We start from the raw sequence: 23,520 nt of genomic DNA on the forward strand, positions 1-23,520 counted from the left end.
CCCCGGCGCGCCTATAGCTCAGTTGGTAGAGCAGCTGACTCTTAATCAGCGGGTCGTAAGTTCGAATCTTACTGGGCGCACCAATCTCTTTATCCATCTCCTTCAAGATCTGCCGGCACCTGACCCCGCACGCGCTGCGTCACGTGCTCGACCGGGCGAATGCCGGCCGGTTCGCTCTGGGTTTGCGGCTTCCATTTCACACCATCGGAACGGTAAAAGAACGGCGGTGCCAGCGTGCAGCTCTGGCACTGATCGTCGAACCGGGTCCGGGGCTTGTCATGCATATGTTGCGATCAATCTTGCCGGCGCTGGCCGCATGGGCAGCAATCGCTACATTTCCCGCGCCAGCGGCCGCCACCGACATTGTCCAGCTCGAAGCCTTCTTCAGCCGGGCCAAGGGCCTCGCCCGGCTCCAATTATGCCGCGAACCCTTCTACCCACCGGGAGAATGCCGGCCGGCGCGCTTCACCCAGGGCGTGCGCTATAACTGGCTGCACGCCTCCGACGCAATATCGAATGAGCGGCTTTCCGTCGTCCATGATGAGGAACGCAACGGCCATTCCGCCATCTTCCATTCGACCCTGCCGGGCTATGGGCCGATGCGATTTTCCGCCCCGGGCGAAGATATCTGGTGCATGCCGGAATGGCGGCCAGACCAGCGCTCACTCTACCATGCCCGCCTCGCCGGCTTTCGGGAAGATGAAGAGAGCGGCGATACGCGCATCGCGGCGCAATACGGGCTCTATGTCGTGCTCGACAGCGAAACGGGCTGTGAGGCCATGCTTGCGGCCGCCCGCGACATGCTGCGCTAGAGGCCTGCAGTAACGACAAACGCCCGAACTGAAACAGCCCGGGCGCAGTCGTCATACTGGCGAAACCGGCCTGAAATCAGCCAGCCTTGCGAACCTCATTGAGGAAGGTCTCGACCGTCTTGTTGAGCCTGTCGGCGCGTTCGGAAACGGCGCGGACCGATTTGAGAACTTCCTGGGAAGCCTCGCCGGTCTGCATGGCCGAACGCGAGACCGCATCGACATTGTCAGATACATTGCGCGCACTGGTGGCGGCGTGGGCGACCGAGCCGGAGATTTCGCGGGTCGATGCGCTTTGCTCTTCGGAAGCCGCTGCAATCGCTGCCGAGGCGCGGCTGATTTCCGCGACGGCTTTTGTGACATCGCCAATCGAGGTTGAAGAGGACGCCGCAGCCTCCTGGATCGCTTCGATCTGGCCGCGGATATCGCCGGTTGCCTTGGCCGTCTGGGCCGCGAGCGATTTCACTTCCGACGCGACCACGGCAAAACCCTTGCCGGCCTCGCCAGCGCGGGCCGCTTCAATGGTCGCGTTGAGGGCCAGGAGATTGGTCTGCTCGGAGATATCATTGATCAGCTGGACGACATTGCCGATCTGTTGCGCGGCGGAGCCGAGATTATCAACGACGGTCTGGACCGCCTTGGAGCGCTCATCGGCCTGGGCCGCCATATTGGATGAATTCTGGATCTGCTGGGTAACCTCCTGGATCGAGGCAGACAATTCCTCGGACGCGGCGGCCACGGATTCGACATTGCTCGAGGCCTCTGCAGCCGATGTCGCCATCATGCCGCTCTTGGTCGAGCCTTCGATCGCTGCCGTCGACAATTGTTCCGAGATTGCCGACATCGAGGAACACGCCTCGGTGACCTCGCCCAGCAGGGTCATGACTTCGGTGTCGAAAGCCTTGGCCAGATCATTGATCTGGGTGGCGCGGCGCTCCTGGACTGCGGTCGCGGTGCGTTGCTCCTGCTCGAGTTCCTCGGCCTTGATGCCACGCTCGCGGAAGCGTTTAAGGCTTTCCACGACCGCACCCAGCTCATCGGTCCGCTCAAGCGCAACGATATCGAGCGAATAATCGCCATTGGCCAGCGTCTCGGTCGCATCGGCGATCGAACGGACAGATTTGGAAATCCGGGTTCCGAAGAAGATGGACAGGGAGATCAGGCCAACGGCGACCAGTGCGGTCAGGCCGATAAAGACCATGATGGCGGTGCGGGCCGCAGCATCGGCCGCCTCGGCGTCGGCGCGCGACAGGCTGGCGGCGGTATTGGCGAGCTCGGTCAGATCGCCACTCAGCTCGGTAAACACCTCATCGAAAGGTGCCAGGAAGGCAACGGAGCTGGCAAAATCGAGTTCCAGCATCTGGCCGACGAAGTCGAGGGCATCGCGGTAAAGGGCCAATTGTTCGGTCAGGCGGTCGATCGTCTCGCCGCGGCCGGCTTGATTGGCAAAGGGACGCAAAGTCTCGACCTGTGCGGAAAGGCTGTTGATATTGACGCCGACCGGCTCGAAGGCGGCCATGACATCGACGCCCTGACCGGCCGCCTGGGCGGTAATGATCTGGAAGACATCGGCATTGATCGTTTCCAGCGTTGTCTGCATGCGCGTCAGTTCGACACCAACTTCCATGCCCGCAATCACGCGGGCCTGGCTGGCGGAAGCCTGCATGAGAGACCAGGTGCCCAGGCCGGCAACGGCGGCAAGGGCAAGAATGGCAGCAATGGGCGCCACGGCGAATGACCGCGCGATGGTGAGATTGAACAATTTTGTTCCCTTGGCCATGAGGCCCTCCTGCGAACCGGTCAGCGGCAATTGATTTGGTGGCGTTAACAGTCCACCGGAATGGTTAACATGACAATTACCGCCCCGGTGCCTGAGCACCGGGGCGTCATCGCATTTGCTAGAAGCCGGCGCTGAGGGAGACCCACACGCGGGATTCAGTCTGATGATGGGTATTGGTGACCTCACCACTTCCGAAATTCGCGTTCTGGGCGTTCACAGCAACCGTGAAATGGTCGTTGATTTCGTAACCGGCACGCATCGACAGCGCGATATAGCTATCGATCGGATCAAGCGTAATGGTGCCGAACACCGGTTGGTTCGGCATATTGATCGCGGAAACGTAGTTTGCGTATCCATCGATCGTGAAGCGGCCGTCTGTCCAGCCCAGATGAGCATTGGCGATATGAGACGGTGTCGCCTCTTCAAAGTTCAGCGGCGTGTAGAACGGGAAGAGCGACATATCGTCCTCGACCTGCTTATAGGTGTAATTGGCATCCCAGGACCAAGCATTGTCAGGACGGCCGGCCAGGGTCAGCTCCACGCCCGCGACTTGTGTGTCTCCGCGATTGTCGAACAGGAAAGTCGGCACTGGCGTTGCGGGCGGCAACAGGTCGGGTGCCTGGCCGAGCTGGCTTTTGACACCTTCAGTCTCCTGCAGGAATACAGCCGCACGCAAAGTCATTGTCGGCGTCAGTGCGCGATCATAGGCGATCTCGTAATTGGTCACGATCGAGGGTTCGATTGCTGGATTGCCGGCCGCCACAACGAAGAAGCCCCCGAGATTCACCGGCATCGTGAAGCCGATATCGAACATTGTCGGAGCCTGCACACCGCGCGCTGCGGTGAGGCGCACGGCACCGCCGAATTCCGGCCGCCAGACCAGAGCCGCATTATAGCTCAGCTCTTCGATGGAGACGTCGTAATCGGCCTGCGCGAACGGGTAGAGGAACGGGTTCGGCTGCGCATCGCGGCTCCAGTCAACGCTGTCAAACCGGCCAGCCAGGGTGAGGTCGACGGCATTGCTGAACTTGTGGTTCCACATCGCCGAGAAGGCGGTCGTCTCATAACCGAAATCACCATTGGTCGGATCCGGGAATGAGCCGGTTTCACCCTGCCGGAATTCAAGCGAGAGGCGGATGGTATCATTGGTACCAACGCGGAACAGGTCCTGCAGGCGCAGTGTGGTAAGGGTCACGTCCTGCGCGCCGAAGGAATATTCGATTTCCGACTCATTGCGATACGCGGACAGGGTCAGGAAGCCCCAATCGGTGTCGGCCTCGAGATCGCCCTTGTAGGAGACGAGCGTGTAGCCGGTATTCTCGTGGTAATAAATGCTGTCGCCTTCCGAAGCCCGCACATTGGAGAATGTGGCTTCGGCAGTCAGATTGACCTTGTCGGTGATACGAAAACGGCCCTCGATCGCACCGGTTTCGCGGCTGAAATCTGGCTCGCCTGGCGCGCGCAGCACGGCAGTCGCCTGGCCCGCATAGGGCGTGAATTCATTGGCTTCCGACGCGCCATAGCTGGCCCGGACCGCGAAGCGGTCACCGAGCTGGCGCGCGGCTGTGAAGGAAATGCCTTGGTACTCATCCGTCCCGGCATTGACGCGCAGCTGGGTGTAGTCGCCATGGTTCGGATTGCGGGTGATGATGTTCACCACACCGGCAACAGCGTTGAAGCCATAGAGCGCCGATTGCGGCCCCTTGACGACTTCGATCTGCTGGATCTCGTCGAGCTGGACCGGCAGGGTCGACCAGGCGGTATAGCCATAGCTGTCGAGATAAACCTCGCGGCCATTGACCAGGACCAGAAGGCGCGGCGTATAGCCGGTTGCGGCACCGCGGACAGAGACCTGACCGTCGCCATAGGCATAGCGGGTGACATCAACGCCGCCATAATGGCGCAGAATGCCGGGAATGTCGTATTCCGGGAAGCGTTCGATCTCGTCCTGGGTGATGATGATCATCGTCGCAGGCACATCGGACGCGCGCTGCGGAGCACCGGTTGCACCGGCTGTCACGGCTTCGCCGAACATTTCGCTCATCGAAGTGTAGTCCAGCTGCTGCGCGGAAACGCCGACCGTAAAGGCCGCCGAGAGAGCGATCGCAGAGATCGTCGTCAATAGTGTTGTCGTTTTCATGATTTGTCCTCGTCAGGGCCTCAGCCCACCTGAATGTCTTGTGGAGCGTCAGCTCACCTAGATTTCTTCAACCATCATTGCGAAAGCCGCAGCAAAAGAGATGGATGATGCCGAAGCCGCGCCGCCATTGACGACGATCCGCACGGCTGGCGCGCTCTGAACGCCCATCACGCATTTGCCGGACTGGACGCAGCTCATATCGGTGGAAACGCTCATCACGCCATTGGCGCTGGTGGCGGCGAAGACGCCGGCATCGCCAGCGGCAGAGCCGAGCAGGACGGCCGCGTCGGCGCCGGCAAGACTGGCGGTGTCAGACGCTGCGACAAGACGCGGCGTCAGCGTGACGCGGCCGGCCGAAAGCCCGCTGCCCATGGAGGCTGCCAGGGCCTGGGCCTCGGCTTCGCTGCCGGCATCATAAACAATGGCGACGACGCGGCTGGTGCCACTGGCACCATCGACGAAGCCGAGGGCACGACCGATGACTTCGAGGTCGCGCTGGGTGGTTTCAGCCGCGACGGGCGCTGTCAGGAGCGCGCCGGCGAGGACTGTCAGTAGAAATTTCTGCATTGTGGAACCCTGTCCTTTCACGATGACACCCGGGGGAAAGGTGCGTGTCGGCAATGCGTTTAGTTTCCGGGCGTTAACCACAGACTTATTTCGAATCATAGGTTATTACCTCCCTGGGCGGTGCCGGCACTTGGCTGATCTCCAGTCCTGCCTGCCGTTCTTTTGCCTGCATTGGATTTCAGCATTGGCTATCCAGGGGAAGGCGCGATCATGACGAAGCCGCGGGCATTGGCCGATCAGGGGGCCGGACAGACGACGACCGCCCTGCTGGTGTTGAGCTCATGCCTCTTGCCTCTGGGCCTCATCCTGCCAGCCCTGCGGACCACACAGTTCGGACTTTGGACTGGTGAACATTCGATTCTGGGTTTCGGGCGGGCCCTGTTGCATGACGGTGAATTCCTGCTCGCCATGATCGTGTTGGGCTTTTCGGTGGTGTTTCCAGGCTTCAAACTCATCTGGATGTGGCGGCTGCAATTTTCCCGCGCGCCCGGCACCGGTGCCGGCCATCTGCGATTTCTCGAAATGCTGGGCAAATGGTCGATGGCCGATGTGCTGGTCCTGGCCTTGGTGATTTTCAGCGTGCGCGACAATCTCGTCTTCGCCGCATCCACGCTGCCGGGTGTCTATATATTCGCCGCCGCCACCGTGCTGGCCATGTTCGCCTCGGGCCGCATCGTCACCCAGCTGGGCGAGCGGACACGGGTTTCCGCGCCCTAACTGTCCTTGAGATCGCGGGCGCGATCACGCAGACGGTCGAGCAGGGTTGAGAGCCGCGCGACCTCGTCCGGCGTGAGCCCCGCCAGGAGCGCAGCTTCGGCCTCCAGCGCGACTGGTGCGATTTCCGCATAGATGGCCCGTCCCGCCGGCGTCAGTGCCAACAGATGCGAGCGTCGGTCCGCCCGGTTGCTTGAGCGTTCGATCACACCACGATCGGCCAGTGAACGCACAGCGCGGCTGACCGAAACCTTGTCCATCGCCGTCACATCGCACAGGCCCTGCGCCGTCACCGGATGGCCCTCGCCGAGAATGGCGATCACGCGCCATTCCCAGATCGTGATCCCGAACCGGCTCTGATAGGCGCGCGCCACCATTGACGAGACCTGGTTGGAGGCAATCGCCAGGCGGTAGGGCAGATAGTCGCCCAGCCGCAGGGCCGGCATGCCCGGCGCGCTGTTTGGTTTGGCTTCGTCCATATCCGGTCTGGTGCCGCAAACGGGTTGCAGCGGCAAGCCAAAACTCGCTCGACGCCGACCCGCATGTCGCGCTATCCCAACGCCATGATCGACATCATCCCTACACCCGCCCTGCCAAGCCTTCCCATCGAAGGTGATGAGCGCCGCTTTCCCGTCCGCCGCATTTTCTGCATCGGCCGCAATTATGCCGACCATGCCAGGGAAATGGGCGCCGCCGCCGAGGCGATCTTTTTCATGAAGCCCGCCGACGCGATCATGACATCGCCGCGCCTGCCCTACCCGCAAGGCACGTCGGACCTGCATCACGAAGTCGAGCTGGTCCTGGCGCTCGGCGATGGCGGAGCGGTCATGGGCTGTGCCGTCGGTGTCGACCTGACCCGGCGCGACCTGCAAGGTGCGATGAAGGCCAAGGGCGGTCCGTGGGAAATCGGCAAGGCGTTCGAGAATTCCGCGCCGGTCGGCCTGTTGCGCTTCGGGCCCGTGCCTGAACGCGGAGCGATTTCACTCAAGGTCAATGGCGTGCGCCGCCAGTCCGGCGACCTGTCGGAGATGATCCTGCCGCCGCGCCGCGTCCTGTCGGAACTGGCGCGCTATTTCACGCTCAAGCCTGGCGATCTGGTTTTTACCGGCACGCCCGCCGGCGTCGGCCCCTTGCAGCGCGATGACCGGGTCAAGGCCGAGATTGCCGGCCTCCCGCCGCTCGAATTCACCGTCACCTGAGACCCGCCCCCGGCCCCCCTGACAAGGAGATCGCGATGAAACCTGTCCTCTACGGCTATTGGCGCTCCGGTGCCGCCTACCGGCTTCGCATCGCCCTCAATCTCAAGGGCGTCGAATACGAGCAGGTCGCGATCAATCTGAAAACCGGCGAGCAGAAGAGCCAGGCCTGGCTGGCCATGCAGCCCCAGGGTCTGGTACCGGTGCTCAAATATGGCGATGCCATGCTGATGCAATCGCCCGCCATTCTGGAATGGATTGAGGAGAGCTGGCCGCAGCCCGCCCTGCTGCCATCCGATCCGCTGGAGCGTTGCCGCGTACGCGCCTGGGCCGCGATCATTGGCTGCGACACCCACCCGGTGCAGAATTTGCGCATTCTCAAGGCGATCGGGGATGATCTCGGCCAGGGGCCGGCAGGGATGAAAGCCTGGGCCCATCGCTGGACAAGCGACGGGCTGGCCGCGCTGGAGGCCCTCGTCGCAGCCCACCCGCGCTCAACCCCCTTCCTGCACGGCGACGCACCGGGCATGGCGGAGGTCTATCTCCTGCCGCAACTGGTCAATGCCCGGCGCTGGGAGGTTGATCTGTCGGCCTTTCCGACGCTGATGGCCGCCGAAGCCGCCTGCCTCGCCCTGCCGGCCTTCCAGCGCGCCACCCCGGAAAACCAGCCCGATGCCGAGTAGGGCGTCAGCGCAGCCACGCCTGTGGCCGCCCGGCGGTGAGTGAGCGCCACACCCATTCGACCGGGCCGTAGCGATAGCGTTGCAGCCAGAAGATCGAACCGAAAACCTGCGCCACCCAGACCGAAACCAGGATCAGGGCGAGGCCCGTGCGGTCGATCTGGCCGAATTGGCCCAGGCCCGGAAACCCGACGAAGAGCAGTGTCATCAAAAGGGTCTGCGCGAAGTAATTGCTGATCGGCATGCGCCCGACAGCTGCCAGCGCCGAGCGCGCCGCGCGAGCCCGATCCAGTTTCGCCGCCAGCATGAATCCCGCAGCATAACCCAGTGCCAGCGCCAGGCTGCCGAAATACTGGGCGACACGGTTTTGCAGCACCGCCGCGGGTGAGAAACCGGAGGCCATCGCATTCCAGGCGCCAGCGAGGCAGAGCGCCGCGCCAATGCCCAGAGCGATGGCGGCGATCCAGCCATAATGGCGCACCGACCACTGGCCGGTCAGAAAACCGCTTCGCAGCGCCGCCATGCCGAGCAGTAGACAGCCGGCCATCCGTCCGCTCATGAAGACAATCTGCATCATCTCCGATTGCAGCGCGATGCTCATATTATAGCCGAGCCGCGCCACGAAACCGGTGCGGTAGAGTGTTTCAATGCCGGCAATGGCTTCGGGATTGAAACCCATCGCGCCGGCTGCGGTGATGCCGTCGCCGATCAGGGCGCCGATCGCACTGCCCGCCAGCAACATCAGCCCGGTAAAACCGATCAGGCCAAGCCCCAGCCCCCAGAGACTGCGCAGCGTCATGCCATTGGCGGCCACCACGATCATGGCGACCAGGGCCAGCGGCACCAGAATATCGCCATACCAGAACAGATAGGCATGCAGCAGGCCGAGCAGAAGCAACCAGGCCAGTCGCGGCCATTGCCGGGTCGGGTTCTGGCGCGCGGCCCGCACATTCAACACCAGGGCCGCGCCGAACAGGGTGATGAAGAGCGCCGTGCCCGATTGCGAAACCAGGCCCTGGGTCACCAGCCATACGGCACGATTGCCCCACCCCTCGAAATCACTCTGCAGGCCGGGAATATCGGCCGCGATCCAGACGAAGGCGAAGAGCTGAATATTGACGGCAAACATGAGCAGCACGGCGAAGCCCCGCAATGCATCCAGGCTGTCATGGCGCGGGAGTGGTGCATTTTCCGGCATTTTTGCTCCCTTGAGGCGAATTCGCCCAGTTTCCGCCATATTCTTACGAAGATTTCACGACCGCGGCATGTTTCTGGAATTGTATCGAGTCTCAATAAATTTCATAACTCAATCGCGCATGCGGATACGCCTTGGGGTGCGAAAACGTCATGATCCAGCTTCTGGTCTCACTGATTGAATGGTTTGCCGTGATGGGCTTGTCCCTGCTTGGCATTACCTTATCCCCGGGCAGTGACTGCGTCACAGTCGAGCCGACCGAATACCGCCAGATGATCGTCTGGACCCCCGCCGACACCCATGATGCCCGCAAGGGTACGCAGATATCGAGCCGTGACTGCCTGTCGGGCGCCGAGATTCTCATCCACGAAGCCACACCGGCATTTGTCACGCCATCGGACCGGTATGACAGCTAGGCTGGCGCGCTTCCAGCCTCGTCTCAACAGGCAAATATCGATTTCGCATAGATTATCTGTGTCGGCGGCGCGCTTCTGCGGCTATCATCTGTCACAATGGCTCTATTGAGCCCTTCTGTCCGCAGACCCCGTCCGGGAGCGAGCCTGCTCCACGGCCCGATCGAGCGCAATATGACCGAGAAAACGCTAGAAAAATCAGTCCACCTCACCGAAATCGGCCTGGCCGGGCCGGAATCCGACCAGGCCATGGCCGCTGCTGCCTCGCAAGCCGCGGCTGCGGCAGCACCGGACGCCGAGCCGCACCAGCCCCGCATGGCAGAGGAACGCCCGGGCGGGGCCTGGCTGATCTGGCTGGCCAATAGTTTCGCGCTGCTCTGGGTTGGCGGCGCCGCCGCCTTTATCTGGGGCGCACTCGGTGTCCAGTCGCTCGAGCGTCTGGGACAATATGGTTTCGGGCAATTGACCGGGCTGGCCGTTTTCGCGATTGCGCCGGCCCTGCTCTTTGTCATGAGCGGTCTGATGGCGCGCGAAGTCGTTCGCAATGCCCATAATACCCGCCGCGTCGAGCGTGCCATTCGCCGCCTGTCCGAGCCCGCCCAGTACGCGCGCCACGAGGTCCAGTCCCTCTCCCAGGCCGTGACCGGCGAGGTCGACCGCATCAATTCAGCGCTTGAGAGCGCCCTCGCCCGCCTGGCGGCAATGGAAGAAGTCATCAGCCACCACGCGGAATCGCTTGAACTCTCGGCCACCGATGCGCGTGACCGCACCGAGGAATTGCTCAAGGGACTGCGCAAGGAAAGACTGCGTCTGGGCGAGGTCTCGGAATCCTTCGACGACAAGGCAGCGCTGATCGCCGCAGCGATTTCCGACCAGTCCAAAATGGTCGCCGCCGCCGCCGAACTGGCGGCCAACCAGGCCAGCGATAGCGGACGCCGCATCCTCGCCAGCGTCGAAAGCCTGCAGGATGCGGGCGATTCCGTCACGGAGCGCAGCAATATCGCCGCAACGAAACTCTCGGAACGCACCGCGCACCTGCACGAACTCTCGGACACGCTCAAGGAAAGAACCGACAATCTCGATGCCGCCTATGTCAAACACCGCGGCCGCCTGAGCGAAGCCGGTGAGGCGCTGCGCAAGGAGCAGGAGAAGATCGCCGCCGCCCTCGATTTCCATCGCGCCGAGCTTGAAGTCATGGCGACGACAGCCCGCGACGGTGCCGATGCGCTGACCTCCGCCTCGACCAATGGCGCTGCGGCCTTCAAGAAATCCGTCGACGAAGCGCTTGAGCGTGCGCACAGCCTCGCCGGCCGTGTGCGCTCGGAGTCCGAATATGCGGCGCGCGAACATGAAGCCGCCCTGGCCCGCCTGGTGGCCTCGGCCCAGGAAGCCAAGTCGATCTCGGAAGCCGCGATCGAGGCCATCGAGGCCCAGGCCGATGCGGTGACGCAGAAGGTCGAGCACTCCAACGAAATCGCATTTAACGCCGCCCAGCGCTCTGATGATGCTTTCCAGCAACGTCTCGCCGAAGCCGACAAGCTCACCGCACGAGCCTCGCAAGTGGCCGATGAAGCTGCAGAATCGGTTCGCCGCCGCCTGGAAGCCGTCTTGGCCTCGGCCCGCGTCGAGACCCAGAATGTCGAGCGCCATATCGACACCATGACCAATCGGCTGTCCGAATTGCCGGTCATGGCGCGCGAACGCGCCCAGGAAGCCGCTGACGCGCTTCGCCGCGGCCTGGAAGGCCTCAATGCCGCCGCCATGGTAGCTGCCGAAGAATCCCAGGAGATCGACGCCGCCTTCCAGGCGCGCATCCGGCAGAACTACGAATTGCTCAGCGACTTCATGCTCCGCATGGGCTCTGTGGCCGGTGGACGCCGGGTGCCAGATCTGGGCACGAATGAATTGCCCGATCCGCTGCTGGGCCGCAAACGCAAACCGGCCGAAGCCGAAGCGGCGCAGGCCGAGAGCGAGGACAGCAGCCATGACATGCATGCGCCGCTGACCGGCGGGCAGCCTCGCCGAGCCGCGCCCCGCGCAGCGGAGAATGCCGTCGGCTTCCCGGAGCGTGGCGGCCGCCAGTCCGGTGAGCCAGGCTGGCGCTGGAAGGACTTGCTGTCGAGCATGCCCGCCGAAGGCGACGAGGATACGCCCGCCGCAGACAGCGCAGCTGCCAAACGGCCGAACAAGCGCGACAAGAGCGAAAGCTAGCCAGCGGCGCGGCGGTCAATCAGCCGGAAGGCAGACTCCGCGTCGGCGCGCGCCGCACGGGCGCCCCGTTGGGAAAAGAGACGGCCTCGGTCTGGATCAGGGAGCAATCTGTGCTGCGGTCCAGTCAGCCAATTCCTGGCTCACTTGCGATGCAGCCTGGTCGAAGGCGCCGATAATGGCACCGACGCGATTGCTCGAGGCGCGAGCCTCGCCGACAAACACCGAGGAACCGACGAAAGCGCGGCCACTGTTCGCGACCAGCCGCGTGGATAGCCGGACCCGGACCAGCGGCGCATTATTGTCGCCGCGATCATAGACAGCCTCGAATTCGCGCAGATCGAGCCGCAATTCGTAGGCCGCACGGATGCCATCCTCGGGCAAGGCCGGCGCCAGATGAGAATCCGCGGCGTTGAAGGTGTCGACGATCAGATTCTGCATGATGCGCGGGGTCGGGGCGATCCAGCGGGCCGATGCCATATAGGCGATCCGCCCGTCAGCCATCTGAATGGCAATCTCGTCACCGGCCAGACCACGCGGCGCCTGCGGCGGCACCACTTCAACCACGGTCCGGGATTCACCGGACCAGGCTCGCGCTTCCGGCGAAGCGAGACGATAGACCGAGGATGGTGTGGATTCCGGCAAGAGCGAAACACAAGCCGAGAGCGATAATGCGCTCAGGGCAATCAGAGCCAGCTTGATCGAAATGACGGGTCTCATTGCGGCACCTCTACCGTTTGACGGGGTGAACCGGCGATAAAGCCGCCGGGGTTATTCTCGAAGTCCGCAGCGCTGCGCTCCATCGATTCAACAAGCCGGTTCAGATCGCCAGCCGCCCGGGTCAGATCTTCCAGACCGTCCTGGGCAAAGGATTCCAGGGCGGGCTGAATCGCCTGGATAAGGCCGGTGGTGTCCGTCGCGGCCTGGTTGACAGCGATCGCCGCAGCGGTGGTCTCATTGACGGCCAGGGTCATCTCATTGGTCAGGAAAGCATCCGCCGTGACGCCGAATTGCTGCAGCGAGACGGCGGCCTCGGAAATATCCGAAGCGGCGGCATCAATGCGCCCGACCGCGGCGCGCATATCCTCGACCAGTGCCTGTTCGGCATTCACCCGATCCGTGATTTCGCGCAGATTGACGAGGGTTGCCGAGAATTCCTCGACATTCTGGTCGCTGAGCAATTCCGACAGACGGAACAAGGTCAGCTGCGCCGCATCGAGCACATCCTCCGAGCCTTCAACCAGGCCTTCGAGCTGGGCGCGGCGCGCAAAGATTCGCGGGGGCTGCCGGCTGGCCGGGCTCAGCAGGCGCTGGGCGTCCGGGGCGCCGCCGGAAATCAGGATATAGGACAGGCCGGTCAGGCCCTGTGGCTCCAGCTGGGCGTAGGAATCGACGCGGACCGGTGTCTGGGCCAGCACACGGACGCGCGCGATTACCCGGCTCTGGCCATCAAGCCCGAGCGAGGTCACCTCACCGACCTGGATACCGTTGAAGCGGACTTCAGCGGATTCGCGCAGACCGCGGACCGGCCCTTCGAACACGACATCGTAAAACGCATAATCCTCGTCAAAGGAGACCTTGCCGAGCCAGACCGCGAAGATTCCGCCGCCCGCGATCAGGATCAATGCGAACAGGCCAACGAGGACATGATGTGCCTTGGTTTCCATCGTCTAGCTCTCCTTGCCGGCGACCGCAGGCCGGCCGCGCGGACCGTGAAAATATTCCTGGATCCACGGATGTGGGTTTCGCATCAACGCCTCCAGTGGTGCAACCGCCGCGACACGTTTGTCCGCAAGTACGGCAATTCGGTCACAGATGGCATAGAGGCTGTCGAGATCGTGCGTGATCATCAGGACGGTCAGGTCGAGGGCGCGCGACAATTCCAGGATCAGGCCGTCAAAGGCCGCCGCACCGATCGGGTCGAGCCCGGCCGTCGGCTCGTCGAGAAACAGGATATCGGGATCGAGTGCCAGCGCCCGCGCCAGCGCCACCCGTTTGCGCATGCCGCCCGACAATTCGGACGGAAAGCGGTCGAACGCTGTCGAATCCAGCCCGGCGAGACCGAGCTTCATGCCGGCAATCTCCTCCATCAGCGGGATGGACATGTCGACATGCTCGCGCAAGGGCGCCATCACATTCTCGAGCACGGTCAGCGAAGTGAACAGGGCGCCATTCTGGAACAACACGCCCCAGCGGCTCTCGATCTCGCGCCGCTCGCCCTCCTTCATCCCGGAAAAAGCCCGGCCTTTGAACAGGATATCGCCATCGGTATATTTCTGCAGGCCAAGAATGGCATTCATCAGCACGGTCTTGCCGGTGCCGGAACCGCCGACCAGGCCAAGGATTTCGCCACGGCGGATGTCGAGATCGAGATGGTCGTGCACGACATGGCGGCCAAAACCGGTGCACAGGCCGCGGATGGAGATCAGGACATCGTCGCTCATATGCCCAGCTCCAGATACATCATCGCAAACAGGGCCTCGATCACGATCACGATGAAGATCGACTGCACCACCGAGGCGGTGACGCGGCGGCCGAGCGATTCAACATCGCCGGCGACCTTCATGCCCTGACGGCAGCCGATGATCGCCACCACCAGCCCGAAGACCGGCGCCTTCGACATCCCGACCCAGAAATGGCTCCAGTCCAGCTCGGAATGGATCCGCGCAATGAAAACCGCCGGCGAAATGTCCTGCGCACTCCACGCCACCAGCATGCCGCCGAAAATGCCGGTAATCATGGCGGCAAAGGTCAGCAGCGGCGCCATCAGCACGCACGCCACCACGCGCGGCAGAACCAGGACCTCGAACGGGTCGAGGCCGAGCACGCGCATGGCGTCGATCTCCTGCTGCATCTTCATCGCACCGATCGAGGCCGTGAAGGCGGAATCGGACCGGCCCGCCAGCAGGATCGCCGTGATCAGCACGGCAAATTCGCGCAGCACCGAAATGCCGATCAGTTCAACGCTGAAGATGGCAAAGCCGAAATCGGCCAGCAGGTTGGCGCCCATATAGGCAACAACCGCGCCGATGAAGAATGACAAGACCGCCACGATCGGCATCGCATTGACGCCGACCTCTTCCATCGCCCAGATCGCCGAGGTCAGGCGAAAGCTCGCGGGGCGAAACAGCGTGCGCAAGCCGGTCGTGATCGTCTGGCCGAAGAAGGCAATGGTCTCGATCGTCTCGGACAGTGCCGCCTCAAGCCCCGCCCCGATCCGGCCCAGTGCATTGCCAAAGCCAAAGCTTGGCGGTGCCTCCGGCGGACAGACCTGGGTGCGTTGCCGGATTTCCTCGATCAGACGCCGCGCCGTCGGATGCTCGCCGAGATAGTGGAAATCCCCGTCGGGCAGGCCGCAGCGGCGCGTGGCACGCCCCAGCATATAGGCGCCGGAGGTGTCGAGACGCCCGAGATGGGACAGGTCGATGACGATCTTGTCGGGTTCGACACTGGCTTCGACCTGGCGAATGGGCGCATCGACCCGGCCAATCGTGTCGATCGTCCAGTCGCCATGGGCCTCGATGATGGTCTTGCCCGCGTCTTCGCGCAAAACCACGGTCGCACCGTTCGCGGATATTGCCGGATTTCCCCTCATGTCCGGGAGCCTAGTCGATTTTGTCGGCGCGAGGGAGTGCAGAATTGCGGCTCAACAGTAAAGCCGCGACAAGGCCTGCTGCTGCGGGCAGGATCATGATGGCAAAACCTGTCGTTCCAAGCCGCGCGAAGAAATAACCGGACACCGCCGAGGCGATTGCCATCACCACGCCGCCGGCCAGGGCCGAATTGATCGCCTGCCCGGTGGCAGCGAACCGGTCGGGCACCGATTGCGCCGCATAGCGCAGAAAACCGAGATAGGTAGCCGCGAAACTCAGGGCGTGCAGGCATTGCAGCGCAAACAGGCCCCACAATGGTGGCGCCAGCGCCGTCAGGCCCCAACGCAAGATCGAACCGGCGCCACCGATGATCAGCAGGGCTGCCGGGCTGAGGCGGCCGAGCCAGCCGCGCCCCGACACCCACAGGAACACGATCTCGACCGCGACACCGCTGGCCCACAGCGCCCCGATAGTCAGATCGGCATAGCCCTGGGCCGACCAGGCGACAGCGGAAAAGGCATAATAGAATCCATGGCCGCCCTGGATCAGGGCCGAAGCCGCCAGCGCCAGTCCGAACGGGCCGGCCAGCAGCCGGCGCAGGGCCGTGATGTCGGCTTCCTGGGCCGGGGGGTGCGGTGCACGCTCGCCCGCCGGCAATCGCGCCGCAGCGGCGGAGATCGCGACCGAGCCGGCGACGATGCACACCAGGATGGTTTCGCTGCCACGCCAGTCGATCAGGGCGCCGGCGGCGAAATTGCTGATGATGAACATCACCGACCCGATCGCCCGCACCGGTCCGAACACGAACAGGCCATCGCGCGCCTGCCGCAGCGCGAAGGCATCGATCACCGGGATCTGTCCGAACAGCACCGCACCTGACAGGAAGGACAGCACCAGCAGGATCCAGGGCGAACTGACCGGGAAATGCAGGGCAAAGACCAGCGTCGCCGCGAGGGCAAACAGCAGGATCGGATCGCGATTGCGGCGCGCATTATCGGCCCAGCGCGCACCCAGCGGCGAAACCAGGGTCCGCCCCGCCAGCCCGGCGGCGACAATCCAGCCGATCCATTCCGCGCTCAGATCCCGGCCTTCGAGCCATTTGGGGAAGTATGGCAGGAAGGCCCCAAGGGTGAGGTAGAAAGCCCCGTAATAGGTGGCAAAACGAAATCCGGGCGTTCTGAACATTTCAATCCCCTGATGCCCGATGCCCATAACCCGTGCCACTGTTCCTGCATAGGCATGATGCGCTTGGCGAACAGTGTTCACTTCTATAGGTTCGCCGCCAGATTGAAGCAGGGAACAGCCATTCATGGATGCGGACGCCGCGGTATTGCACGGTACGGATAACAGTGTTGATACAGCACAAGTCCGTCCGCTCAGAGTGCTCGTCACCGGCTATCGCTCCAACCCGCATGTTGGCGGCCAGGGCGTCTATATCCGGGAACTGACACGCAATCTGCGCGATCTCGGTCACACCGTCTCGGTGGCTTCCGGCCCGCCCTACCCGCAACTCGATGACGGCATCGAGCTGATCGAACTGCCCTCGCTCGACCTGTTTGCCGAAGACAATGCCTTCCTCGCCCTGCGGCCGCGGCATCTGCGCTCCTGGGCGGATATGTCCGAATGGCTCGCCCACAATAGCGGCGCCTTTGGTGAGCTCTATGCCTTTGGCCGCCGGCTGGAGAACTTCCTGGCGCGCGAGGGCGGCCGCTTCGACGTCGTGCACGACAACCAGACCCTGGCAACGCCCTTCCTGCGCATCAACCGCCGCCTGCCCGTCATTACCACCATCCACCACCCGATCGCGATCGACCGCGACTACGCCCTCGCCGCCAGCAGTAAATGGTGGGAACCGGCACTGACGCGGCGCTGGTATCACTTCATCGGCATGCAGGCGCGTACGGCGCGCCGACTGCCGCGCCTGCTGGCCGTTTCACAGGCCGCCAGCGACAGCCATGCCGAGCGCTATGGCGTCGACCCGGCCCAGGTCCGCGTCGCCTTCAACGGGATCGACCACGCGATCTTCAACCCGGACCCCGCCGTGAAGCCGGAACCGGGCCTGATCGTCACCACGGCCAGCGCCGATGCGCCGATCAAGGGGCTGGACGTGCTGATCGATGCCCTCGCCCGCGTCGCCGCCGCGCGGCCGCTGGCCCGGCTGCACATTATCGGCACGCTGCGCGATGGTCCGGCCAAACAGGCCCTTGCGGCCCACGGCCTCAGCGGCCGCGTCACCACCAGTTCCAACCTGACGCGCGAGGCGATCGCCCAGCTCTACCGCCGCGCCCACATCGTCGCCTGCCCGGCCCGCTTTGAAGGCTTCGGCTTTCCCGCAGCCGAGGCAATGGCTTGCGGCGCCGCTGTCGCAGCCAGCAATGGCGGCGCCCTGCCGGAAGTGGTTGGCGATGCCGGCCTGATCTCCACCGCTGGCGATGCCGCCAGCCTCGCCAACGACCTCGCCCGCCTGCTTGACAATCCCGAAGAGGCGCAACGCCTTGGCGCTCGCGCTGCGATCCGGGCCCGCGAGGAATTCAACTGGTCGCGACACGCCCTGGCCGCCTCGCGCCTCTATGCCGAAGCCCTCGCCGAGCGGAGCCCGAACGCCTGATGTTGACGATGCGACTGGAAGAGATGGCGCTGGAGCCCGGCATGCGCGTGCTCGATCTCGGCTGCGGCCGCGGCCGGCATTTGCACGCCCTCTACTGGAACGAGATCCCGCTGGAGGTCGTGGGCATCGACCTGTCGCACGAAGAGGCCAAGGCGGCATTCGATGGCTTCTTCCAGCTGCCGCCGCCCGAACCGCATTCGCCGCTGCGCAGCGCCGCGCTCGGTGCCGGCGATGCCGCGCGCCTGCCCTTTCCCGACAATAGTTTCGACCGTGTCCTGTGTTCGGAAGTGCTCGAGCATGTCCCAGATCCCGACGCCGTGCTGGCGGAGATCGCGCGCATCCTCAAGCCCGACGGGATCTTCGCTGCCTCGGTGCCGCGCTACTGGCCCGAAGCGATCTGCTGGAAGCTCTCGACCGAATATCACAACACGCCCGGCGGCCATGTGCGCATCTTCCGCACCAAGGCCCTGCGCGATCAGGTGCGCAAACAGGGCTTTGCCGCGTTCAAGCGCCATTGGGCCCATGGGCTGCACAGCCCCTATTGGTGGCTGCAATGCGCGCTGTGGGACCAGCGCGAAAGCGCCGCGAGCGTGCGGCTCTACCGCAAATTCCTCGAATGGGACCTGATGGAAAAACCCTGGCTGACCCAGTCGCTGGAATGGCTGCTGGCGCCGGTGATGGGCAAGTCCGTAGTGATGTATTTCCGGAAGGTTGGCTGATGGCCAGACAGATCGACATCACCGCCTGCGCCGACCATATCGAGCGGCTGCAACGTCCCGATGGCTCGATCCCCTGGGTCGAGGCGGGGATCTGGGATGCGTGGAATCACGGCGAGAGCGCCATGGCGCTGGCGATTGCCGGTCGTGAGGTAGCGACACGCCGGGCGCTGGACGCGCTGTTCGAGCGCCAGGACGCCGATGGCGGCTGGCGCGGCGATCTCGGCGCTTCAGTGCCGCTGGACGATGCCAATCGCCGCCTGGTGCCCGGCACGCCGGAAACCGCCCGCGACACCAATTTCTCCGGCTATGCCGCGGTGACGCTGTTGCGCTCGGTACTGGCCCTGGACGATGCCGCGGCCCTGCCCCGCTACTGGCCGCAATTGCGCCAGGCGATGGACTGGGTGCTCAGTCATCAGACCCGCCATGGGGATATCGTCTGGCGGGCGCCCGATGACGGCGAAGCGCTGGCCGGACTCGACTCGCTGCGCGCCGGCAATGCCAGCCTGTACAAGGCGCTGGAATGCGCGATCCAGATTGCGCGCATGCTCGGCCATGATGACCGCGACTGGATGGTGGCACGCCAGCGCCTCGGCGCCGCCCTGCGCGAGAATGATTCCCGCTTTGACCGCACCGGCATCGATCGCCGCCGCTATGCGATGGACTGGTACTACCCCGTCCTCGCCGGCGTGCTGCCCGCCGAGACCGGGCGCGCGCGCCTCTATGCCCGCTGGACCGATTTCGTCGAGCCGGGGCTGGGTTGCCGCTGCGTCGCCGACGAGCCCTGGGTGACGGCTGCGGAAACGGCGGAACTGGCGCTGGCCTGCATGTCAGTCGGCAAGGCGGACCAGGCGAAAGCCCTGCTGCGCGATCTCGCACCGCTGGCGGCAAAGGATGGCGGTTACTGGATGGGCTGGCAGTTCGAGGAAGGTGTCATCTGGCCCTATGAACGCCCGTCCTGGACGGCCGGGGCCATGGTGCTGGCGGCCGATGCGATACAGGGGCTGAGCAAGGGCTCGGCGCTGCTGATACGCAATGCGGTGCCGGAATTTTCGCTCAAGCGAGGCGGCGCAGAACTTCCAGCGTCCCGACGCGATTGACGGTCTCGTAGAGACCTGACGCTACCGCGAGTTTCCAGATTTCATAGGGCGGGCGGCCGCCATCGGCCGGGTCGGGAAACACGTCGTGGATTGCCAGGATGCCGCCGGCGACCAGCTGGCCACTCCAGCCGCGATAATCGGCCAGCGCCGCGTCCATCGAATGCCCGCCATCGATGAAGACCATGCCCAGCGGCGTGCTCCAGTGGGCGGCGATCAGCGCCGAGCGTCCGACCAGCGGCACGACACAATCCTCCAGCCCGGCGCGAAACAGCGTGCTGCGCAGGGCGGGCAGCGTCTCGACGGCACCCAGCTCGGCATTGAAGAGTTCGGGATCGTGATATTCCTCGCCGGCCTGGTGCTCTTCCGAGCCGCGATGATGATCAAGCGTATAGAGAAGACTTCCGGCCTCGCGCGCTGCAGGGCCGAGATAGAGGGCCGACTTGCCGCAATAGCTGCCGATTTCGAGCACCGGGCCCAGACGGCCGGCATCGCGCGCAAGCGCGGCCAGTGCCTCACCCTCGACCGGATCGAGGAAGCCTTTGACGGTCGCCGGGTCAAGCATCAGGAGAAGGGCTGCACATCGCGGAGTTCGCGGCGCAATCGCGCCAGCGCGTCGGCACGATCACGCAGGCTTTCGGACAGGAAGGCGAGCTGGTCGCGTTCGATCATCACTTGCGCAAGCTGACGTTCGCTGAACCGGTCAGACAGTCGCGCCAACACAGCGTCAAACGTCACGACGGCTTCGCGCGTCAGGGCGATGGCAGATTCAACCTCGCCCAAATCCCGGGTCAGGGTCGGTCGGGTGAAAGCCGCCGGTGCGATGACGATGGCCAGCGCCGCCTGGTCAACCTGGCGGGCCTGCGCGGTGGCAAGTCTGACGTCTGCGATGACAAGCTCGGCGGCGTCAGGGGCATTCAATGTCAGCAATTGGCGCAATTCGATATAGGCCTGCCCGGGTTGCGCGGCAGGCTCGGCCTCGCTGCCGGCCTGGCCGGTCAAGCGATCCATCCATCCGCGCGCAGTCTCCATGGCGCCAGACGTCTGTACCCAGGCATTGTCACGATAGCTGGTTTCCAGCGTCTGGGCGGCATCGAACAACAGGGCTTGCGCCGGGCTCGAACGCAGCTCGCTGTCTGACAAGCCGGTTCCGACGAGTGAAATAGGGTCGCTGGCACAGGCCGTGATCAAGCCGCAGGCGCAAATCGCCGCAAGAACACCCTGGTATCCACGCATCAAACGATATTTCCCAACACGAGAGCCTGCCCCAATTGAAGAGAGGATATAGGGAGTAGCTCTGATAAGCTATGCATTATTATATTGCTGACGCGCTAACGACAGATGGATGCGATGGATTCCGCCTATACACGCCGCTCACTCTACCCGCCGCTCCGGCCCAACAAGGCGTCTCGCCTGCCGGTCGGGGATGGCCATGAGCTCTATGTCGAGGATTGCGGCCGGCCGGACGGGCTCCCGGTTATCGCCCTGCATGGCGGCCCCGGCGGTGGTATATCACCCGCCTTGCGCCGGTTCTTCGACCCGAGCCGGTATCGCATTATCCTGTTTGACCAACGTGGTTGCGGACGCTCGACACCGCATGGCGCCCTGAACGCCAATACCACCAGCCACCTTGTCGGCGACATCGAACGCATTCGCGCAGCCCTCGGTATCGACAAATGGGTCGTTTTTGGCGGTTCCTGGGGAGCAACGCTTGCCCTCGCCTATGCGCGGGAACATGCCAGCCAATGCCTGGGTCTGATCCTGCGCGGGGTCTTTACCTGCCGCCAGCTTGAACTCGACTGGTTCTACCGGCGCGGTGCCAACATGCTCTTCCCGGACAGTTGGGAGCGGTTGACCGGTTCGCTGAGCGCAGCGGAATCCGGGGATGTGCTCAAGGCCTATTATGAGCGCATGCAGGAGCCGGACATCGTGCGGCGGCGTCCCGACGCGCTTGCCTGGGCCCGCTGGGAAAGCGCGCTGATCAGCCTGGCCGGCCAGCCCGATGCGCCGCTGGCCGATCCGCTGCGGGCCGACGCCCTCGCCCGGATGGAGACGCATTACTTCTTCCACAAGGGCTTTTTCGAGCATGACGGCGCCCTGATCGACAGCGCCCCGCGCTTCAAACACCTGCCCGGCATCATCGTCCAGGGGCGCTATGACGTCGTGACCCCGCCGCAGACGGCCTGGAGCCTGGCGCGCGAATGGCCACGCGCCAGGCTGCGCATGATTTCTGATGCGGGCCATGCCGCCGGCGAGCCGGGAATTGTCGACGGGCTGGTCCGCGCCACGGATACTTTCGCCGACCAGTTCAGCTAGCGGCTGGCGCTGCCCCTGAACAAAAAAGGCCCCGCCTGCGATCTGCGCGGCGGGGCCTTTCCTGTTGCGTGCCGTAACCCGCAGGGCGGGATCGGTTAGCCGAGGCCAACCATGGCGCCGAGACGGCCGGCATTGAAGCGGTCATCCAGGCCCAGCACCAGGATGGAGCCGATTGCCACCGGTACGATATAGCGCACCGCAAAGTGGAAGAAGGCAAACAGGCCAGGCGAGGCGTGGCTCAGCTCAGTCCGCATCAGGCTCTTCGGGATCACCCAGCCAGCGAAGACTGCGACCAGGAAGCCACCAAGCGGCAGCAGGATCTGACCGGAGAGCACGTCGACGAAACCGCCGGCGAAAGCCTCCGAATACACAGCCCCCGCACCGATCATGAAGGCGAAACCACCCAGCAGCCAGGCCGTCATCGAACGACCGAAGCTCGCATTCTCCTCGACGAAGGCAACGGTCGCCTCCAGCAGGGAGATGGACGAGGTCAGGGCAGCAATGAAAGCCAGGGCGAAGAAGGCGCCACCAATGAAATTACCGGCCGGCATGGTCGAGAAGACCTGCGGCAGGGCGGTGAAGATCAGGCCGAGCCCGGCAGCCGGGTCCATGCCAACCATGAAGACGATCGGGAAGATCATCAGGCCAGCGATCAGCGCGACCAGCGTATCGGCCGAGACGATCAGGACCGACGAGGAACCGATATTGGAATCGCGCGGCAGATAGGAGCCATAGGTAATCATGATGGCCGAGGCGACGCTGACCGAGAAGAAGGCCTGGCCCAGCGCGGCCACGAAGGTCTGGCCCGACACGGCGCTGAAATCGGGTGCGAACAGATAGGTCACGGCAGCGCCAGCCGCACCATTCATCATCGAATAGACCGTCAGGCCGATCAATACGAGGAAGAAGAGCGGCATCAGGATCGTGGCAACGCGTTCAATCCCGCCTTTCAGGCCCCGCGACACGACCAGGATGGTCAGGACCATGAAGCCGAAATGCCAGAGCATTTTGACGCCGTCAGTGCCGTAGAACATCGTGGCGCCATCAGGCTGGGCGAAGCCGCCCGCAAAACCGGCCGCCGAGAACGCCATGACCTGGCCCGCAATGACGCTATAGGTCGTCAGGACGAGGAAACCGGCCGCGGTACACACCCAGCCAACGATTGACCATTTTCCGGATTTGCCAGCCTCGATCGCCATTTTGCGGGTCGAGGTGATCGCGGATTGTTGCGCGTGACGCCCAATCGCCAATTCAGCCATCAGGACCGGAAGGGCAAACAGCAAGACGCAACCAACATAGATCAGCACGAAGGCCGAGCCGCCATTCTGGCCCGTCATAAACGGGAAGCGCCAGAGATTGCCGAGACCGACGGCCGAGCCGACCGCGGCCATGATAAATGCAAAACGCGACGACCAGTGGGCGTGCGTGCTCGCGAGCGCTGCTGCCATGAAACTCTCCCCTCATGTCCGGCGGTCTATGCGCCTGGAC

Annotated in this window: 24 protein-coding genes and 1 tRNA gene; 11 read left to right on the plus strand and 14 right to left on the minus strand. The window is 63.8% G+C overall.

The window, feature by feature from the left end:
• Positions 1–7 precede the first annotated feature (7 nt).
• Positions 8–83 (plus strand) — tRNA-Lys (locus AAC023_RS01170).
• 6 nt (positions 84–89) lie between these two features.
• Here the strand turns inward: AAC023_RS01170 and AAC023_RS01175 are convergent.
• Positions 90–284 carry a hypothetical protein gene (locus tag AAC023_RS01175; protein WP_339737260.1) on the minus strand — a complete coding sequence of 65 codons (195 nt, stop codon included), beginning with the start codon at positions 282–284 and terminating at the stop codon, positions 90–92.
• Between AAC023_RS01175 and AAC023_RS01180 the strand changes: the two genes are divergently transcribed.
• Entirely contained in the window at positions 285–812 is a 528-nt protein-coding gene (locus AAC023_RS01180; RefSeq protein WP_339737262.1) for a hypothetical protein, read from the plus strand.
• Positions 813–888: 76 nt separating this feature from the next.
• Here the strand turns inward: AAC023_RS01180 and AAC023_RS01185 are convergent, their stop codons facing one another.
• The 3 genes from AAC023_RS01185 to AAC023_RS01195 form a co-directional block, all read right to left on the minus strand.
• Positions 889–2,589, minus strand: coding sequence for a methyl-accepting chemotaxis protein (locus AAC023_RS01185; RefSeq protein WP_339737264.1), 1,701 nt, complete (start codon positions 2,587–2,589; stop codon positions 889–891).
• A gap of 118 nt (positions 2,590–2,707) precedes the next feature.
• Positions 2,708–4,729, minus strand: a complete 2,022-nt coding sequence (locus AAC023_RS01190) for a TonB-dependent receptor (RefSeq protein WP_339737266.1) — start codon at positions 4,727–4,729, stop codon at positions 2,708–2,710.
• 57 nt (positions 4,730–4,786) lie between these two features.
• Positions 4,787–5,296: a hypothetical protein gene (locus AAC023_RS01195; protein ID WP_339737268.1), complete on the minus strand. Its 510-nt coding sequence runs from the start codon at positions 5,294–5,296 to the stop codon at positions 4,787–4,789.
• Positions 5,297–5,506: 210 nt separating this feature from the next.
• On the opposite strand from AAC023_RS01195, the gene AAC023_RS01200 reads away from it, so the two are divergent.
• Entirely contained in the window at positions 5,507–6,013 is a 507-nt protein-coding gene (locus tag AAC023_RS01200) for a paraquat-inducible protein A (protein ID WP_339737270.1), read from the plus strand.
• Here the strand turns inward: AAC023_RS01200 and AAC023_RS01205 are convergent.
• Positions 6,010–6,489 (minus strand): MarR family winged helix-turn-helix transcriptional regulator, encoded by a 480-nt coding sequence (locus tag AAC023_RS01205; RefSeq protein WP_339737272.1) that lies wholly within the window; start codon positions 6,487–6,489, stop codon positions 6,010–6,012. The genes AAC023_RS01200 and AAC023_RS01205 overlap by 4 nt on opposite strands.
• 63 nt (positions 6,490–6,552) lie before the next feature.
• Between AAC023_RS01205 and AAC023_RS01210 the strand changes: the two genes are divergently transcribed.
• Both AAC023_RS01210 and maiA read left to right on the plus strand, forming a co-directional pair.
• Positions 6,553–7,209, plus strand: a complete 657-nt coding sequence (locus AAC023_RS01210) for a fumarylacetoacetate hydrolase family protein (protein WP_339737274.1) — start codon at positions 6,553–6,555, stop codon at positions 7,207–7,209.
• A 35-nt stretch (positions 7,210–7,244) separates the two neighbouring features.
• On the plus strand, positions 7,245–7,889 hold the full coding sequence (gene maiA / locus AAC023_RS01215; RefSeq protein ID WP_339737276.1) for a maleylacetoacetate isomerase: 645 nt from the start codon (positions 7,245–7,247) through the stop codon (positions 7,887–7,889).
• 4 nt (positions 7,890–7,893) lie between these two features.
• Here maiA and AAC023_RS01220 read toward each other — a convergent pair whose 3' ends face one another.
• On the minus strand, positions 7,894–9,084 hold the full coding sequence (locus AAC023_RS01220) for a DUF418 domain-containing protein (protein WP_339737278.1): 1,191 nt from the start codon (positions 9,082–9,084) through the stop codon (positions 7,894–7,896).
• 149 nt (positions 9,085–9,233) lie between these two features.
• Between AAC023_RS01220 and AAC023_RS01225 the strand changes: the two genes are divergently transcribed.
• Together AAC023_RS01225 and AAC023_RS01230 are read left to right on the plus strand one after the other, a co-directional pair.
• Entirely contained in the window at positions 9,234–9,497 is a 264-nt protein-coding gene (locus AAC023_RS01225) for a hypothetical protein (RefSeq protein ID WP_339737280.1), read from the plus strand.
• A 171-nt stretch (positions 9,498–9,668) separates the two neighbouring features.
• A complete protein-coding gene (locus AAC023_RS01230) occupies positions 9,669–11,705 on the plus strand; it encodes a hypothetical protein (RefSeq protein ID WP_339737282.1) in 2,037 nt (678 codons plus the stop codon).
• A gap of 96 nt (positions 11,706–11,801) precedes the next feature.
• On the opposite strand, the gene AAC023_RS01235 is transcribed toward AAC023_RS01230, so the two are convergent.
• The 5 genes from AAC023_RS01235 to AAC023_RS01255 are packed head-to-tail and all read right to left on the minus strand — an operon-like array spanning position 11,802 to position 16,480.
• Positions 11,802–12,422: an ABC-type transport auxiliary lipoprotein family protein gene (locus tag AAC023_RS01235; RefSeq protein ID WP_339737284.1), complete on the minus strand. Its 621-nt coding sequence runs from the start codon at positions 12,420–12,422 to the stop codon at positions 11,802–11,804.
• Complete coding sequence (locus tag AAC023_RS01240) at positions 12,419–13,369, minus strand: MlaD family protein (protein WP_339737285.1); 951 nt, start codon at positions 13,367–13,369, stop codon at positions 12,419–12,421. Before AAC023_RS01240 ends, AAC023_RS01235 begins: the two co-directional genes overlap by 4 nt.
• 3 nt (positions 13,370–13,372) lie before the next feature.
• Entirely contained in the window at positions 13,373–14,146 is a 774-nt protein-coding gene (locus AAC023_RS01245) for an ABC transporter ATP-binding protein (RefSeq protein WP_339737287.1), read from the minus strand.
• Positions 14,143–15,297: an MlaE family lipid ABC transporter permease subunit gene (locus AAC023_RS01250; protein ID WP_339737289.1), complete on the minus strand. Its 1,155-nt coding sequence runs from the start codon at positions 15,295–15,297 to the stop codon at positions 14,143–14,145. Before AAC023_RS01250 ends, AAC023_RS01245 begins: the two co-directional genes overlap by 4 nt.
• 10 nt (positions 15,298–15,307) lie before the next feature.
• Positions 15,308–16,480, minus strand: a complete 1,173-nt coding sequence (locus tag AAC023_RS01255; protein ID WP_339737291.1) for an MFS transporter — start codon at positions 16,478–16,480, stop codon at positions 15,308–15,310.
• A 124-nt stretch (positions 16,481–16,604) separates the two neighbouring features.
• Here AAC023_RS01255 and AAC023_RS01260 point away from each other — a divergent pair, with 124 nt between their 5' ends.
• From AAC023_RS01260 to AAC023_RS01270, 3 genes are read left to right on the plus strand one after another with little or no spacing between them, the layout of a single operon-like run.
• The gene (locus tag AAC023_RS01260) at positions 16,605–17,903 is read left to right on the plus strand and encodes a glycosyltransferase family 4 protein (protein ID WP_339737293.1); all 1,299 of its coding nucleotides are present in this window, start codon (positions 16,605–16,607) and stop codon (positions 17,901–17,903) included.
• Positions 17,903–18,622, plus strand: coding sequence for a class I SAM-dependent methyltransferase (locus AAC023_RS01265; protein ID WP_339737295.1), 720 nt, complete (start codon positions 17,903–17,905; stop codon positions 18,620–18,622). The genes AAC023_RS01260 and AAC023_RS01265 overlap by 1 nt, the downstream gene beginning before the upstream one ends.
• Positions 18,622–19,719: a hypothetical protein gene (locus tag AAC023_RS01270; protein WP_339737297.1), complete on the plus strand. Its 1,098-nt coding sequence runs from the start codon at positions 18,622–18,624 to the stop codon at positions 19,717–19,719. Before AAC023_RS01265 ends, AAC023_RS01270 begins: the two co-directional genes overlap by 1 nt.
• Here the strand turns inward: AAC023_RS01270 and AAC023_RS01275 are convergent.
• Positions 19,676–20,281: a class I SAM-dependent methyltransferase gene (locus AAC023_RS01275; protein WP_339737299.1), complete on the minus strand. Its 606-nt coding sequence runs from the start codon at positions 20,279–20,281 to the stop codon at positions 19,676–19,678. The two genes, AAC023_RS01270 and AAC023_RS01275, sit on opposite strands and share 44 nt — an antisense overlap.
• Positions 20,281–20,952, minus strand: coding sequence for a hypothetical protein (locus tag AAC023_RS01280; protein ID WP_339737301.1), 672 nt, complete (start codon positions 20,950–20,952; stop codon positions 20,281–20,283). Before AAC023_RS01280 ends, AAC023_RS01275 begins: the two co-directional genes overlap by 1 nt.
• 105 nt (positions 20,953–21,057) lie before the next feature.
• Here AAC023_RS01280 and pip point away from each other — a divergent pair, with 105 nt between their 5' ends.
• The gene (gene pip / locus AAC023_RS01285) at positions 21,058–22,032 is read left to right on the plus strand and encodes a prolyl aminopeptidase (protein ID WP_339737303.1); all 975 of its coding nucleotides are present in this window, start codon (positions 21,058–21,060) and stop codon (positions 22,030–22,032) included.
• Between the two features lie 95 nt (positions 22,033–22,127).
• On the opposite strand, the gene AAC023_RS01290 is transcribed toward pip, so the two are convergent.
• On the minus strand, positions 22,128–23,480 hold the full coding sequence (locus tag AAC023_RS01290; RefSeq protein ID WP_339737305.1) for a sodium-dependent transporter: 1,353 nt from the start codon (positions 23,478–23,480) through the stop codon (positions 22,128–22,130).
• Positions 23,481–23,520: the final 40 nt, after the last annotated feature.

It is taken from the genome of uncultured Maricaulis sp. (assembly GCF_963976135.1).
GTDB lineage: Bacteria > Pseudomonadota > Alphaproteobacteria > Caulobacterales > Maricaulaceae > Maricaulis.

Excerpts from the sequence above, each read along its gene's own strand:
- AAC023_RS01175 (WP_339737260.1), bottom strand. The coding sequence starts at position 284 with ATGCATGACAAGCCCCGGACCCGGTTCGACGATCAGTGCCAGAGCTGC.
- AAC023_RS01180 (WP_339737262.1), top strand. The coding sequence starts at position 285 with ATGTTGCGATCAATCTTGCCGGCGCTGGCCGCATGGGCAGCAATCGCT.
- AAC023_RS01185 (WP_339737264.1), bottom strand. The coding sequence starts at position 2,589 with ATGGCCAAGGGAACAAAATTGTTCAATCTCACCATCGCGCGGTCATTC.
- AAC023_RS01190 (WP_339737266.1), bottom strand. The coding sequence starts at position 4,729 with ATGAAAACGACAACACTATTGACGACGATCTCTGCGATCGCTCTCTCG.
- AAC023_RS01195 (WP_339737268.1), bottom strand. The coding sequence starts at position 5,296 with ATGCAGAAATTTCTACTGACAGTCCTCGCCGGCGCGCTCCTGACAGCG.
- AAC023_RS01200 (WP_339737270.1), top strand. The coding sequence starts at position 5,507 with ATGACGAAGCCGCGGGCATTGGCCGATCAGGGGGCCGGACAGACGACG.
- AAC023_RS01205 (WP_339737272.1), bottom strand. The coding sequence starts at position 6,489 with ATGGACGAAGCCAAACCAAACAGCGCGCCGGGCATGCCGGCCCTGCGG.
- AAC023_RS01210 (WP_339737274.1), top strand. The coding sequence starts at position 6,553 with ATGTCGCGCTATCCCAACGCCATGATCGACATCATCCCTACACCCGCC.
- maiA (WP_339737276.1), top strand. The coding sequence starts at position 7,245 with ATGAAACCTGTCCTCTACGGCTATTGGCGCTCCGGTGCCGCCTACCGG.
- AAC023_RS01220 (WP_339737278.1), bottom strand. The coding sequence starts at position 9,084 with ATGCCGGAAAATGCACCACTCCCGCGCCATGACAGCCTGGATGCATTG.
- AAC023_RS01225 (WP_339737280.1), top strand. The coding sequence starts at position 9,234 with ATGATCCAGCTTCTGGTCTCACTGATTGAATGGTTTGCCGTGATGGGC.
- AAC023_RS01230 (WP_339737282.1), top strand. The coding sequence starts at position 9,669 with ATGACCGAGAAAACGCTAGAAAAATCAGTCCACCTCACCGAAATCGGC.
- AAC023_RS01235 (WP_339737284.1), bottom strand. The coding sequence starts at position 12,422 with ATGAGACCCGTCATTTCGATCAAGCTGGCTCTGATTGCCCTGAGCGCA.
- AAC023_RS01240 (WP_339737285.1), bottom strand. The coding sequence starts at position 13,369 with ATGGAAACCAAGGCACATCATGTCCTCGTTGGCCTGTTCGCATTGATC.
- AAC023_RS01245 (WP_339737287.1), bottom strand. The coding sequence starts at position 14,146 with ATGAGCGACGATGTCCTGATCTCCATCCGCGGCCTGTGCACCGGTTTT.
- AAC023_RS01250 (WP_339737289.1), bottom strand. The coding sequence starts at position 15,297 with ATGAGGGGAAATCCGGCAATATCCGCGAACGGTGCGACCGTGGTTTTG.
- AAC023_RS01255 (WP_339737291.1), bottom strand. The coding sequence starts at position 16,480 with ATGTTCAGAACGCCCGGATTTCGTTTTGCCACCTATTACGGGGCTTTC.
- AAC023_RS01260 (WP_339737293.1), top strand. The coding sequence starts at position 16,605 with ATGGATGCGGACGCCGCGGTATTGCACGGTACGGATAACAGTGTTGAT.
- AAC023_RS01265 (WP_339737295.1), top strand. The coding sequence starts at position 17,903 with ATGTTGACGATGCGACTGGAAGAGATGGCGCTGGAGCCCGGCATGCGC.
- AAC023_RS01270 (WP_339737297.1), top strand. The coding sequence starts at position 18,622 with ATGGCCAGACAGATCGACATCACCGCCTGCGCCGACCATATCGAGCGG.
- AAC023_RS01275 (WP_339737299.1), bottom strand. The coding sequence starts at position 20,281 with ATGCTTGACCCGGCGACCGTCAAAGGCTTCCTCGATCCGGTCGAGGGT.
- AAC023_RS01280 (WP_339737301.1), bottom strand. The coding sequence starts at position 20,952 with ATGCGTGGATACCAGGGTGTTCTTGCGGCGATTTGCGCCTGCGGCTTG.
- pip (WP_339737303.1), top strand. The coding sequence starts at position 21,058 with ATGGATGCGATGGATTCCGCCTATACACGCCGCTCACTCTACCCGCCG.
- AAC023_RS01290 (WP_339737305.1), bottom strand. The coding sequence starts at position 23,480 with ATGGCAGCAGCGCTCGCGAGCACGCACGCCCACTGGTCGTCGCGTTTT.